Genomic DNA, 14,269 nt, shown 5'->3' with positions numbered 1-14,269 from the left:
AGGACACATGAAACTCTGGATCATAATTTTATCTGTCCTGACTTCATTGACAGCCTGCCGTAAAGCCTATGAAGTGACGGGAGAGGATCTTTCTGAATATGGCTGGGATTATTATGCCGCCGGGAATTATGTGGAATCCAGGCGCTGGTTTATTGAATCTGTTGAAGAACGCCCCGGATATTCTGATGGATGGAACGGAGCGGGGTGGAGCCTTGGCAAGCTGGATTCCGTCTCTGAAAGCATATCATATTACCGGACAGGTTTGTATGTCACCCATACTGACGATACGGTATATGCCGAAATACTGGCGGGAATGACCTTTGCCTTTCATGCCCTTGGACAGTGGGATTCGTGCCTTGTAAGAGGAGAAGAGATTTTATATCGGGATAGTTCCTGGGTTTTCTCACGGGAGAGGGATATTACATATCAAACGATATATGTCACTCTTGCTTCGGCAGCGTTCAATCAGGGACATTTTGATCGGAGCCTGGAATATATCCGGCACCTGGAGCCGGCATTCAATCCGGATTTAAGTACCCAGGAGGGCATTGGAAGCCTGGCAGATAAAATTGAAACGCTGAATCTTTTATATCGTTGACATTTGACAGTCGACAGTGGACAGTCGTTAGTCGGCAGTCGACAGTAGCGAGGGGATTGGGGAGATTGATTTGATTGGTTTGATTGATTTGATTGAAACACCAGGAGCGATGCCAGCTTCAGACAGGCCACGGCCTGTCCCTATTTCTAACTTCTTAAATATAATTAATAGGAGTGGGGGTTTTAGCTGCTTTTAACCGGGATTATAAGAGAGATGGAATATATGATTTCGCTTAGGTAACGCCCCCCACCCCGGGGGTAAAATACACTGAAATGCGACATAATGCAAGATAATATTGTTAATCATATATATGTGTTATTTCGAATTATTTAATGGATTAAATACAGTCTTCATTTAGAATTTGTGGCAGTTGTATCAAGATATCAGCTTATGAAATATAATGGATTTGAACGCTGCGCAGCAGCGTTTGAACACCGAACGAAGTGAGGTGTTTGAACACCACGAAGTGGTGATTGAAAGCTGCACAGCAGCGTTTAATAATTCAAGCGGCACTTCGTGCCGTTCAATAGCTTCGCTGCGCTCAGCATTCCAGCACTGCTTCGCAGTGTTCAAAAAAGAAACCCAGTCACCTATTGAAATCTGCATATCCGGGATTGAAGATCGAACGCAGTGAGATCCTTGAACGCTGTGAAGCAGCGTTTGAAAGCCGCGTAGCGGCTATTGAACACCGAATGAAATGAGGTGCTTGAACCCTATGAAAAGGGGTTTGAACGCCGTCAGGCGTTGGAATACCGCACAGTGGCTATTGAACACCACGAAATTGTGTCCTCGTCACCCCTCTCCCTCTCTCTGTAACTTCCTCGCTTTATTGTACCCTCGTACCTCGTACTCTCGAGCTCATAAATCCAAGTGCACTGCAAACCACACCCACCACAAGACCGTCAAAGCCCCGGGGTTGTTTCAGGATATAGTTCCACAGGATCATTCCGCCGATACCACAGACAGCAGATACGGTAAAGTCCCTGGAGGTCGCTTGCTTGCCCAGAATCGCGGCTACAAGGGGCACAAGAATCACAGGAGCCCAAAAATTGTAGGTAAAGAGGAGAATATCCAAAACACTTTCGATTTTCACGGCAAAGATAACACCGGCTATACCCAGAAAAATAGTGAAATAGCGGGCAACTCTCAGTTCCTGATGTGGGTTCAGGTTGATGGATTTCATGGGTTTGATGATATCATTGACGAATGAGACCGTAGCGGCATTAAGGAATGAATCGGCCGAAGACATGATGATGGCAATGACAGCGGAAATCATGATTGCCCGAACACCCACTGGCAAAACTGTCCGGACTACAAAAGGCATGGCCAGATTGGCATCTAGTCCAGGATTTAGCACCAGGGCTGAAAGACCAATCAGACCGCTTGTCATAAAGAAGGGTATGGAAATAATACCACTCCAGAGGGTTCCCCTGGAAACAGCTTTTACATCCCGGGCAAGGAGAAGGCGTTGCACATAGGGTGGAACCAGGGTTTCACCCACGACAAAAACCAGGAAGAGGGAAATAAAGGTTGTCCAGGTAAAACCGGTGGCGGGAATGGAAAAGTGTTGAGCTGGAACAGAGTGGACCAAGGCAGATATTCCACCTGAATAATGGACCGCCAGTATCAGTGTCAGGGGAATTCCAATAATCAGAAAAATGAACTGCACTATGTCTGTTCCTACGACACTTTTCATCCCTCCGGCTGTCACATAAATCAATACAATACCGATACCGATCAGGATCCCATGAAATTTGGGGATTTCCAGAAACACATTGAAAATATGTCCCATGGCACCGATTTGGGCACCTAAAATTCCGGCACAGGCAATGAGGGCAAACAAACCTGTAAAGAATTTTGCTTTTGTCCCGTAGCTTTTCTCCATGATATCACCCACGGATATGGCATCTTCATAACGTCCCATCCGGGGAGCAATAAAGCGGGCGATGAGAATCTGACTCAGACTAAAGCCGAAAAGGGCAACAATATTCATGATGCCGAAGCGAAAGACCTTTTCTGCATTCCCCATGGAAAAACCGCCACCAATAAATGAGGCACTCAGAGTAGCAAATATAATCGGAGCCGAATACGCTTTTCCAGCTACAGCATAATCCCCCAAATCTTTTATACCCCGCCCGTACCAGAGTCCAAATAGTAAAATTCCGCCGAGATAGAGAGAAATAATAACGAGATCCATGGTATCCTTTCGTTTGATTCTGTTTACAGGAATTAAGATGAGTTGGAATTTAAAGTCGAAAGTCGAAAGTCGAAAGTCGAAAGTCAAAAAGTCGATTGACTAGATTGATTTGATTGAGATTTTTTTCTTAAATGAACTGGGATATAAGAGAGATGGGATATATAATTTCGGTTAGATAATGTCCCCCACCCCGGGGGTAAAATACACCGAAATGCGACCGAATGCAAGATAATATTGTTAATCATATATGTGTTATTCCGAATTATTTAATGGATTAAATACAATCCTCATTTAAACTTTGTGGCAAAGGATATCAGCTTATGAAAGATAATGGACTTGAACGCTGCGCAGCAGCATTTGAACACCAAACGAAGTGAGGTGCTTGAACACCACGAAGTGGTGATTGAAAGCCGCGAAGCGGCGTTTAATAATTCAAGCGGCACTTGGTGCCGTTCAACTGCTTCGCTGCGTTCAGCATTCAAATGCCTTCGGCGTTCAAGCATTCAAACATCTCGCTGCGATCGATGTTTAAAAGATCTATATAAAATATAGCTTTTAATGCAAAACATGTCTTTTTCACAAAACACAATTCATCATTCATAAATTCAATTCATCATTCATCATTCATCATTCATCATTCATCATTCCTTTTGTTCCTCCGCTGATTTTATTAAATTATATACGTTTTGAAACTTAAAATAAAACATTGCGGGGTTTTATGAAGTTTACAGATTATCTGATCTTTGGTCTTTATATGGCCGGTGTGTTATCTATTGGTGTTTATCATTTTATTAAAAATAAGAGTACAGAGGATTATTATGTAGGGAACCGGAATGTCAAGGCTCATCATGTAGGACTCTCCATCGTGGCGACCGATGTGGGAGGGGGATTCTCAATCGGTCTCGGAGGTGTAGGATTTCTTATGGGTCTCGCCGGTAGCTGGCTTTTGTTTACCGGCCTGGTGGGTGCCTGGCTTACAGCTGTTTTTATTATCCCTCTGATTAAAAAAGTGGATGTCTCTGAAGGGATGATGACCTATCCCGATTTTCTCCGCTTCCGGTATAATGATAAAGTCGCTCTTGCTGCGGCAGCTATTTCAGGTATCGGCTACCTGGGTTTTACCGGTGCCCAGATGCTGGCCGGTGCAAAATTAGCTTCCGCAACCATACTCCAGACCAATCCATGGGGCATGGATCCAATCCTCTTTTCACTCCTCATTATTGCTGTGATTACAATCCTTTATACCGTTATTGGCGGACTCAAAGCCGTCATCTATACAGATACGGTACAGTGGATGATTCTTCTGGTCGGTCTCATTGCAGTAACCATCCCTGTGACCCTGGCGAAAATCGGCGGTATCGAGGCTTTGAAAATGCATCTTCCCCGGGAATTTTTCTCCCTGGGGAATATTAAGGCCGTCACCTTTGTCAACTGGATGGTTACCATTATTCCTATCTGGCTGGTTGGGATGACCCTTTATCAGCGAATGTATGCGTGCAAGGATGAAAAAGAAGCAAAAAAAGCCTGGTTTCTGGCCGGACTCTTTGAGTATCCGGTCATGGCATTTACCGGGGTCTTTCTGGGGATGTGCGCCCGGGTGGTATTTCCCGGTGCCGAGGCCGAAATGGCTCTTCCCATGCTTATCCGGGATATGCTTCCCATCGGAGTAACCGGTATTGTGATTGCCTCGTATTTTTCAGCCATTATGAGTACGGCAGACAGCTGCATGATGGCCTCATCCGGAAATTTTACCAATGATATCCTGGAGAAGTATTTTTTCCCCAATCTGCCCATGAAAAAATCGGTCCGCCTGTCTATGCTGGTAACCCTGGTCATCGGTGTGACAGCCGTAACCCTGGCGGCACAATTCACCATGGTTTTGGATGCCATCCTGTATGCTTACTCTTTTATGGTGAGTGGACTCTTTATTCCCACGCTGGGGGCTTATTTCTGGAAACGGGGGACATCCAAAGGGGCATTGACCGGCATGATCGGTGGGGGTGGACTCACTTTACTGATGATGGTGAATCTCATCAAACCACCGGCCTTTCTCCAGGGTACCGGACTGGATTTCAGTGTCTATGGGATTGTCGTATCTGCCGTGCTCTATATCTCTGTTTCATTGCTCAGCCGGAATGAATCTTGATGGATAAAATGGGAACGGAAGCTGACATCTGGATTAAGTGAGAATTCCACATTGATGTGTTTTCCGTCACAAATGATGACGTATTAGAATAGCTCAAGAAAAATTACTTTTTTAAAACTATGTTTTAAATCTAATTTCATTTTGAACATCTCTTAATCATAAGAGATTTTTTAAAGAAAAGAGAAAATTACACGCGAATCCAACCCCTACAGGGTTTCGTTACGGATGGAGAGAATCTCTCTCTTTTTTATCAGACAGGTATTTTTATTATCACTTTATTTACAGGGAGTTTCAATGATGAGGCGATTTTTTAGCAAAGGATTAAAAAGTGTGCTGGTTGTATCTGTTTTTAGCTCCTTATTACATGCCTATACAATAATTCCTGCAGGTAGCGTGATGGTGGGACTTAAACCTGCAGGTACCTACTATGTTGAAGGAAATGTTACAGTTCCTCCCGGAGGATTACTGATCCTGGAAGGCGGGGTGGTTTTGAAATTTGCTGAAGGCAGCGGGCTTAATGTTCAGGGGATGCTTGATGTCAATATTTCTATGGGTGGCCAGGTCTATTTTACGTCTATTCATGACAACAGCATCGGTGAAACTATCAGCGGATCAACTGGCAATCCCCAGCCCGGTGACTGGAACGGTGTCTATGTATGGCCGGGGCCCGCTACTTTTGATTACTGCGTATTCCGCTATGGCGGCAGCAGCGCCTATTACGCAAATATCAAGTTTCATAGCGGATCGTCCGGACACTTTATAAACAGCATTTCTGAATACAGTTTAACTTACGGCTTATATGCAGATGAGGCTACAGATCTTGATATATCCGGTAGTACTTTCAGCTATAACGGCGGAAGCACCTATGACGGTGTGTATATGAACAGTTCTATCGCAAACATGACAAATAATACGATGAACAACAATGGCGGGTTCGGGGCTTATATCCGGAATGGGACAGCCGGGACTTACTCAGGAAATACCGGATCAGGCAATGGTTCCGATGCCTTATCTGTTGCAGCACTGCAGGTCAACACAAATCTGTCCTGGTCCGCTTCCGATGCCTTTCCCATCCGATTGTATAAACCTGACGGCGGGTATTCACACAGCGTAACCGTTGCCGAAGGAAATACCCTCACCTTTGCAGCAGGGACTTTTCAAATCGATCATCCGGTAACCATCAACGGAGCCGGAAATTTTGCTCTTTCTTCAGGGGCAACACTGGAATTAAAAGGAATCGTTGAATATGAATGGACAAATGGCATCAATGATCAGCTAACGCTAAGCGGTACAAAAACCCTCGATCCGGGCGCAAATTATATCTTTAGCGGAAATGCCGCACAGGTCAGCGGATCGGAATTTCCCGCTGCGGTCAATAACCTGACCCTTAACAACAGCACCGGACTCACTTTAAGTTCCGGCATAACGGTCGGTGGTACCTTAAACCTTGTCTCCGGGAACCTGACTACGGGTTCCAATACCCTGACCGTGGGGACTTCTGCATCATCCTCCGGATCCATCAGCCGGACCGACGGCACCGTTGTCGGGAATCTGCAGCGCTGGATTGCTGCCTCCGAAGCATCGGATATCCTGTTTCCCATCGGAACGGCGGATGATTACCGGCCGGTAAATCTCAGCTATACATCCGCGCCTTCAACCGGCGGGACGATTTTATCCGGATTCACAGCCTCGGATCCCGGCACGAATGGTGTGGACCTGAGCAGCGAGCCTGTCCGGGACGAGAGTTTTAATGTTAAATCCTGCTATTCCGATGGATTCTGGACCCTCACGTCCGGGAATGGACTGAGCGGTGGTGCCTATTCCCTCGACGTGACAGCCGATGGATTTACTGGAATTAGCGATTATACTAGCCTGCATCTTTTGAAAAGATCTAACTCTGGTTCGGACTGGACTGTTGATGGAACGCATATCACTGCTACCGGAAGTAATGACATTCCTGTTTTACACCGCACCGGAATGAGCGCTTTTTCAGAGTTCGGAGTAGGCGACGGCGAGCCCGTTCCTCCCGTCTCCCTGACAGCCACGGGCGGAACCACGGCAGCCACCTACAATACTTTAAAGGAAAGCTTTGACGCCATCAACACCGGGACCCATACCGGAGACATAACTATCCTAATCGAGTCAAACGTCACGGAAACGTCCTCCCCGATACTGAACGCGAGCGGTTCCGGTTCCGCCTCATATTCCTCTATTCTGATTCGTCCTGGAACAGCCGGTGTGAGCATCAGCGGAGCGGTGTCCACAATGATTTATCTGAACGGCGCCGACAATGTGACTATCGACGGACAGGTCGGCGGTATCAGTGGGACCAAGGATTTGACCATTCTCAACACCAGTACTGCTTCAAGTACAAACAAAACACTGTACTTTTATGATGCCTGCAACAATACGGTCAAATATGTGATCATGCGGGGAAAGGCACCCTCCAACAGTAGCATCAGTATCAATAACGGCCTTGTGCACTTCGGTGGCGGTTCTGTGACCGGAAATGATAATAATACCATTGACCACTGCGATATTGACGGACAGGGAAACACCAGCGCCTGCATTTATTCAAAAAATCCCAACGGATCCACGCCAGATAACAACGGAAATACCATTTCTAATTGCAATATTTATGATTTTTATTATCCTAACTTTCGCTATCATTCCGGAATCCATGTGGACGGCTGGGGCAACGGATCGTGGACCGTTACAGGCAACAGCCTTTATCAAACCGCTTCACGGACTTTTCATGACAATGATTATTGTACAATGTACGGCATACATGTTGACATTGCCGGAACCTGCACGGTCAGCAATAACTATGTGGGCGGATCAGAACCCGAATGCGGCGGGACGGCCTGGACCCATTCTGGAGGGAGGGGATCCCTCTTCTGTATTGATCTCTATGGCGTTACCGCTTCAGACGTATCGAATATTAACGGGAATACCATTAAAAACATCAGTGTGTACCATTCAGGAGAGAACGCAACATTATTTTTGGGAATTCGCGCATTATATGGAAATATCCGCATTGGCGCAAATACCGGCAACATCATCGGTTCATCACAATCCAACGATGTTATCACCCTAAATTCACCTTATAATTCCTATGCCAGGGGAATTACGTATAATTCCGGAGATGCAGCTGCTACGATCAGAAACAATACCATTGGAGGTCTGACGTTCTATTATTACGGGGAATTCTATGGGATCTATAACGCAAGTTCCAATGCGGGAACCCATCTTATTTCGGATAACCTGGTCGGCAGCCTGACGCAAAGCAACAGTATCCGGGGCGCCAATAACAGCTGGGGAATTATATTAAACGGAATTTATTCAAATGCTGCAGGCGGCTCCACAACGGTCAGCAACAATACCATTGCAAACCTGAGCTACCCCTATGCAAGCACAAACACAAGGATCCGCGGACTGAATATCAATGACCGCGGCGGAAGCGTTTCTGGGAATACGATTTACAATCTGAGCATGTCTGCAGGGAGTACTTCATCAGGCGACAATAATGCTTTAAGCGGCATTTATGCCGTATACTCCAATAATCCGAATAATGTGTCCATTTCGGACAATGATATTTACGCCCTTTCGGCCACCCATGAATCGGATGCCGTTGAAACGAACGGGATCTATTACAAAAATACCGGAGCAGGCTGTACTATTGATAAAAATCACATCTATAATATCTCCCAAAACACTTCGAATACGGCATCTGTGATCAATGGGATACAGATGATAAACGGTCCTGTTTCAGTGATCAACAATATGGTCAGTCTGGGATCCGGTATCGCAAATGCCATAAATATACGGGGTGTGGCAGATGCCTCAAGTTCCGCCAATACAGTATGCTTTAATTCTGTCCGCATCGGAGGTACAGTAACCGGAACGGCTGGCAGCACCTATTCCCAGGCTTTTTTCCGGAGCATCACGGCTGCAGACGATATTCGTGGTAATATTTTTGCCAATATGAGAAGCAATGATGGTTCAACCCAAAAGCACTACGCCGTGAATTTAAATTCACACGAATCCCTCACACAGAATTATAATCTGCTCTATGCTTCCGGTTCAGGCGGTTATATCGGGACTACAGACAACGGCACGAATAGTTATTCAAACTTAGGGGATTGGCAGACCACCGCATCGCTTGATGCCCAGTCGCTCTCGGGTGACCCGCTGTTCCATACGCTGAATGATCTGCATGTGCTTCCGCCGTCTCCCGCTTCAAATATGGGGCAACCTGTCAGCGGTGTCAGCACAGATTTCTATGGAAATGTCCGGAGTGAAAGCACACCCGATGCAGGTGCTGTCGAATTCATCGGACAAGATGCCACGACATCTGGGAACTTTAGCAATCCTGTGGCAGAGACAGAGAACGCTATTATTTCCATGGACGCTGCAGGCGGAGTCACCTTTAATCCCTCTTTGGACATAAGTGGTAGGGTGACGGGATATTATTTTTCAGACGGGCGTTCCGGTGAACTGCCAGATGGTGTGACCAATATGTCTCCCTATTATTGGACCCTTTCGACCGATGTGGAATCTTTCACAGGAACCCTGCGGCTGTATTTTGACAAGATCAATGGTAACGGAATCGGATCGTCTGAAACGCTGCAGCTGCTTCGGCGGAATAACGAACAGGGAGAATGGGAAATCCATGCAGATGTGACACGCAGCTTAACCTATATTCAGGCGAATGGACTTACGGGATTTTCCGAGTTTGCACTGGGTGGCAACAATGATAATTCCCTGCCCGTAACCCTCTCCGCCTTTACCGCTCAAGCCGTCAAAGGCACCGTAGTGCTGGAATGGGAAACGTCTGCGGAAATCGAAAACCAGGGGTTTATCCTCAGTCGAAAGTTGAAAGTCGAAAGTCAAAAGTCAGAGATCATTGCCGGTTTTGCCACCGATGATGCACTGAAAGGGCAGGGAAGTACAACGGAAACGACAAAATATCTTTATGTCGATAAAACGGTGGAACCCGGGAAGACCTATGTGTATACCCTTGCGGATGTAGATTATTCAGGAAATGAGACAATATTGAAAAAGGTTGAGGTTCAGGTTAAGACTGAGAAAACAATCGTGGCAAAGGGCTATGTTTTGGACCCCGTCTATCCCAATCCTTTCAATGCAACCCTGACTGTCCCCTTTACCCTTACAGAACCGATGCATGTCTCTATCGATCTCTACAGTCTGACAGGCCGGCATGTATTGACGGCTGTGAACCGGGAATTTACCATCGGATCCTATCTTTACACCATAAAGACCCCCGACCTGTCTTCAGGCATCTATCTGATACAGACATCCTTCGGTGGGAAGAAGAAATATTTACAGAAGGCGATACTGTTGAAGTAATGATGAATGATAAATGGTGGATTTTATTCTCTAAAACAAAGTGATATGTCAAATCCCTACCTGTAATCGGTAACTTATAACATAATAATTGTCCTTAACTATGATTTGTGTCACAATTCAGAGACTGAATAAAATCTCTATTGAAAAAAGTAAAATTAAACTCTATTATAAATTATCAATTAAATAATTCTGTCATGATACCCTTGTTAAAATGTGTTTTCGGGAAATGGTCTGAACCTTGAAACACTTTTATTTTATTTCATTCCTTTTTCGTCCACTCAATGATTGTTTAGTCGTCATAAATAAGGTTATATGGGATATGAACCAGATCAGCTTATTCCCGGGCTATTGATAAGTATAAACCTCATTTTGGGAGAATAGAGATGAAAAAATTATGGGTATGGCAAGTGATGCTGAGCATGTTTTGTGCAACTTTCCTGCTGGCACAAACAAGCGGTGATTATCGTTCAAAAACAAGTGGAAACTGGACATCAACAGCCACCTGGGAAACTTACAGCGGCAGTGAATGGCAAGATGCCGAAACAGCACCCAACAGCGGATCCGGCGTGGTAACCGTTCTTAACGGCCATACAGTCACGATCAACTCCACCCTGACCATCGACCAGATCGTCGTGGATGCGGGCGGGACCCTGACGGTGGATCTGAGCAGTTCCGAAAGTCTGACCATTAATAACGGTGACGGCGATGATCTGACCGTGAACGGTACGCTGAATATGAGTGGCGTTTTACAAAACGAGGGTCTCGGATTAACCGGCACGGGCAAAACGGTCATCAACGGCACCTGCAACTGGAACAGCGGTCACATTACAAGCACTAATTTCAACATCGCCTCCGGCGGTGTGATGGATATGGAGGGCAGCGGCGAATGCAGAATTAACGAGGATGGCGTTGTCAACAATGCCGGAACGGTAAATTTTGCAAAGTCCGGTGTGGCATTTGTGATGTATTATAACGGCACCTTTAACAATCTCAACGGCGGAATTTTCGAAGCGACCACCAATCAGTCAATATATCACAGGAATGACCTGAGTTGGGGTAATATGCCGGAATTCAATAATGCCGGCACCTTCCGAAAAAAGACCGGCACGGGCACAACGACCGTTTACAAAATGGAATTCAACAATACCGGAACGGTAGATATACAAACAGGCACCTTAAAGTTCACAGCTTACGCACGCGGAACACATACCGGAACCTTTACCATTGCCTCCGGGGCAACGATCCTGACGGAAGAGTATTCCGACCATGATTTCAACGAGGGCTCCGTGATCAACGGTGCGGGGACTTTTGAAATAACCAGTGACCAGATCTCAGTGAACGGAACAACGAACGGTACAGTAATTGGTTCCGATGTTACATTCAAACTTTCCCAGATTGATAACAGTAAAAAAAGCGTCATGACCGGCGCGGGAAAACTCACGATCAACGGGACCTTCGACTGGACAACTACCGGGAATTTCAATACGGGAACCATCATTGTCGGCGAAAACGGTAACCTCAATATCAGTGGAGATAACCAAAAAACCTACTATTATTCAAGCGGCGCGAATCTTCTGGAGAACTACGGGACAATCACCTGGAGCGGTGCCGGCGGTATCAGCGGTGGGGACAAGACCATCCGTAATAAAAGCACCGGCTTGATCGATATCCAAAATAACGCAACTTTCCTTGCCAATTCAGGCATATATACGGTTATAAACGATGGTCTGATCAAAAAATCCGCCGGGTCCGGTACGACAACATTTGCTGTACATTTGACCAACAACGGAACGCTTACCGTTGAAACGGGAGTATTTTACCTTTCGAGCAGTTCCGGTTTTACAAATTATATTAACGACAATGATAACGGAGACAGGCTTGAAGGCGGGACATATAACCTTAAGGGTAAATTAAAATATAAACCACCAAATAGTGATGATACTATCATTCAAAATAAAGCGACAATCATTTTAGATGGTGCTTCCTCCGAAATACTATTGACAAATTCAGATATCGAAAGAAATGCCCTGATAAGTCTAGGTTCAATTTCTTCCGATGGAAGTCTAACCCTCCGTAACGGCCGTAATTTTTCAACTGATGCCGGGACTTTTACGAATTCCGGCACATTGGATTGCGGGACAAATATCTTTTCCGGAGGCGGTAATTTTACAAACGCAGACAATGCCTGGCTGATCATTGCTTCAACGGACGGGATTACATCATCAGGCAGTAACGGGAATATTCAGAGCAGCGGGACGCGGACATTCCACACCGGTGGTAAATATCACTATAACGGAACATCCGCGCAAGTGACCGGCATCGGTCTGCCTGCAACGGTCAGGCATTTGATGATCGAAAACAGCAGCGGTGTGACGCTCAGTTCCAATGTTACGGCAAGCACGGATCTTATCCTCAGCGAGGGCGCTCTGATCACGGGATCCAATACACTGACGCTTGGGAGCTCAGCCGGAAGCGTAGGAACCCTGACTCGCACGAACGGGAAGATCATTGGCAATTTCAAGCGCTGGCTGGCGGCTTCAACCGTCGATGACGTCCTTTTTCCGATAGGCACAGCAGACCATTATCGTCCTGTCAGCCTCAGCTATACCTCAGCACCTTCAACCGGCGGGACGCTGACGGCAAGTTTTACGGCCTCCAATCCGGGCAGCAGCGGACTGCCCCTGAGCGACGGCGAATACGCCGTGAACACTGTCGCTCCGGATGGTTACTGGTCTCTAACATCTGCAGACGACCTGAGCGGCGGGACCTACGATCTGGATATCACTGCCGAAAACTTCGGGGGTATTGCCGATTACAGCTTGTTGCGTATCCTCAAGCGTGCAGACAGCGAAAGCGTCTGGATGCTGGACGGTTCCCATACGACAGGTACAGGCAGTAACGCGATCCCGGTTCTGCACCGCAGCGGTCTAAACGGTTTCTCAGAATTTGGAGTTGGAAGCAATTCCAATGATAATTCCCTGCCCGTGACCCTTTCCGCCTTTACCGCTCAAGCCGTCAAAGGAGCCGTAGTGCTGGAATGGGAAACGTCTGCGGAAATTGAAAATCAGGGGTTTATCCTCAGTCGAAAGTTGAAAGTCGAAAGTCAAAAGTCAGAGATCATTGCCGGTTTTGCCACCGATGATGCTTTGAAGGGGCAGGGGAGTACGACGGAAACGACAAAATATCTTTATGTCGATAAAACGGTGGAACACGGGAAGACCTATGTGTACTCCCTGACGGATGTAGATTATTCAGGAAATGAGTCAATATTGAAAAAGGTTGAGGTTCAGGTTAAGACTGAGGAAACAATCGTGGCAGAGGGCTATGTTTTGGATCCCGTCTATCCCAATCCTTTCAATGCAATCCTGACTGTCCCCTTTACCCTTACAGAACCGATGCATGTCTCTATCGATCTCTACAGCCTGACAGGCCGGCATGTATTGACGGCTGTGAAGCGGGAATTTACCACTGGATCCTATCTTTACACCATAAAGACCCCGGACCTGTCTTCAGGTATCTATTTGATCCGGACATCCTTCGGCGGGGAGATACATTTACAGAAGGCGATACTGTTGAAGTAATGATGAATGATAAATGATGAATGATGAATTGAATGATAAATGATGATTGAATGCTGAGCACAGCGAAGCAGTTGAACGGCACGAAGTGCTGCTTGAATTCTTGATCGCCACTTCATGGGGTTCAAGCACCTCACTTCATTCGGTGTTCAATAGCCGCTTCGCGGCTTTCAAACGCTGCTTCACAGCGTTCAAGGATCTCACTGCGTTCGATCTTCAATCCCAGATATGCGGATTTCAATGGGTGATTTCTTTTTGAACACTGCGTAGCGGTGCTTGAATGCTGAGCGCAGCGAAGCAATTGAACGGCACGAAGTGCCGCTTGAATTATTAAACGCTGCTGCGCAGCGTTCAAGTCCATTATCTTTCATAAGCTGATA

Annotated in this window: 7 protein-coding genes; 5 read left to right on the top strand and 2 right to left on the bottom strand. The window is 46.3% G+C overall.

All coding sequences use genetic code 11. From position 1 onward, the window contains the following. Window positions 1-7 precede the first annotated feature (7 nt). Together strainIA91_RS07535 and strainIA91_RS07530 are read left to right on the top strand one after the other, a co-directional pair. On the top strand, window positions 8-598 hold the full coding sequence (locus strainIA91_RS07535; protein WP_400166170.1) for a hypothetical protein: 591 nt from the start codon (window positions 8-10) through the stop codon (window positions 596-598). Between the two features lie 400 nt (window positions 599-998). After that, window positions 999-1,232: a hypothetical protein gene (locus strainIA91_RS07530; protein ID WP_400166169.1), complete on the top strand. Its 234-nt coding sequence runs from the start codon at window positions 999-1,001 to the stop codon at window positions 1,230-1,232. A gap of 192 nt (window positions 1,233-1,424) precedes the next feature. On the opposite strand, the gene strainIA91_RS07525 is transcribed toward strainIA91_RS07530, so the two are convergent. Continuing rightward, window positions 1,425-2,795: a sodium:solute symporter family protein gene (locus strainIA91_RS07525; protein ID WP_400166168.1), complete on the bottom strand. Its 1,371-nt coding sequence runs from the start codon at window positions 2,793-2,795 to the stop codon at window positions 1,425-1,427. A gap of 718 nt (window positions 2,796-3,513) precedes the next feature. Here strainIA91_RS07525 and strainIA91_RS07520 point away from each other — a divergent pair. The 3 genes from strainIA91_RS07520 to strainIA91_RS07510 all read left to right on the top strand — a co-directional run bounded on the left by strainIA91_RS07520 (window position 3,514) and on the right by strainIA91_RS07510 (window position 13,892). Then, window positions 3,514-4,941 carry a sodium:solute symporter gene (locus strainIA91_RS07520; RefSeq protein ID WP_400166167.1) on the top strand — a complete coding sequence of 476 codons (1,428 nt, stop codon included), beginning with the start codon at window positions 3,514-3,516 and terminating at the stop codon, window positions 4,939-4,941. A 294-nt stretch (window positions 4,942-5,235) separates the two neighbouring features. Beyond that, a complete protein-coding gene (locus strainIA91_RS07515) occupies window positions 5,236-10,311 on the top strand; it encodes a T9SS type A sorting domain-containing protein (protein WP_400166166.1) in 5,076 nt (1,691 codons plus the stop codon). A 383-nt stretch (window positions 10,312-10,694) separates the two neighbouring features. Continuing rightward, window positions 10,695-13,892: a T9SS type A sorting domain-containing protein gene (locus tag strainIA91_RS07510; protein WP_400166165.1), complete on the top strand. Its 3,198-nt coding sequence runs from the start codon at window positions 10,695-10,697 to the stop codon at window positions 13,890-13,892. 197 nt (window positions 13,893-14,089) lie between these two features. Here the strand turns inward: strainIA91_RS07510 and strainIA91_RS07505 are convergent, their stop codons facing one another. After that, window positions 14,090-14,260 (bottom strand): hypothetical protein, encoded by a 171-nt coding sequence (locus strainIA91_RS07505; RefSeq protein ID WP_400166164.1) that lies wholly within the window; start codon window positions 14,258-14,260, stop codon window positions 14,090-14,092. Between the last annotated feature and the right edge of the window lie 9 nt (window positions 14,261-14,269).

The sequence above is a fragment of the Candidatus Neomarinimicrobiota bacterium genome (assembly GCA_041154365.1).
Lineage (GTDB): Bacteria > Fidelibacterota > Fidelibacteria > Fidelibacterales > Fidelibacteraceae > Fidelibacter > Fidelibacter multiformis.
Note: the sequence above shows the minus strand (reverse complement) of the source record. Positions and strands in the feature narration are given on the sequence as shown.

Coding starts and splice junctions, on each gene's coding strand:
- strainIA91_RS07535 (WP_400166170.1), top strand. CDS start 8: ATGAAACTCTGGATCATAATTTTATCTGTCCTGACTTCATTGACAGCC.
- strainIA91_RS07530 (WP_400166169.1), top strand. CDS start 999: ATGGATTTGAACGCTGCGCAGCAGCGTTTGAACACCGAACGAAGTGAG.
- strainIA91_RS07525 (WP_400166168.1), bottom strand. CDS start 2,795: ATGGATCTCGTTATTATTTCTCTCTATCTCGGCGGAATTTTACTATTT.
- strainIA91_RS07520 (WP_400166167.1), top strand. CDS start 3,514: ATGAAGTTTACAGATTATCTGATCTTTGGTCTTTATATGGCCGGTGTG.
- strainIA91_RS07515 (WP_400166166.1), top strand. CDS start 5,236: ATGATGAGGCGATTTTTTAGCAAAGGATTAAAAAGTGTGCTGGTTGTA.
- strainIA91_RS07510 (WP_400166165.1), top strand. CDS start 10,695: ATGAAAAAATTATGGGTATGGCAAGTGATGCTGAGCATGTTTTGTGCA.
- strainIA91_RS07505 (WP_400166164.1), bottom strand. CDS start 14,260: ATGAAAGATAATGGACTTGAACGCTGCGCAGCAGCGTTTAATAATTCA.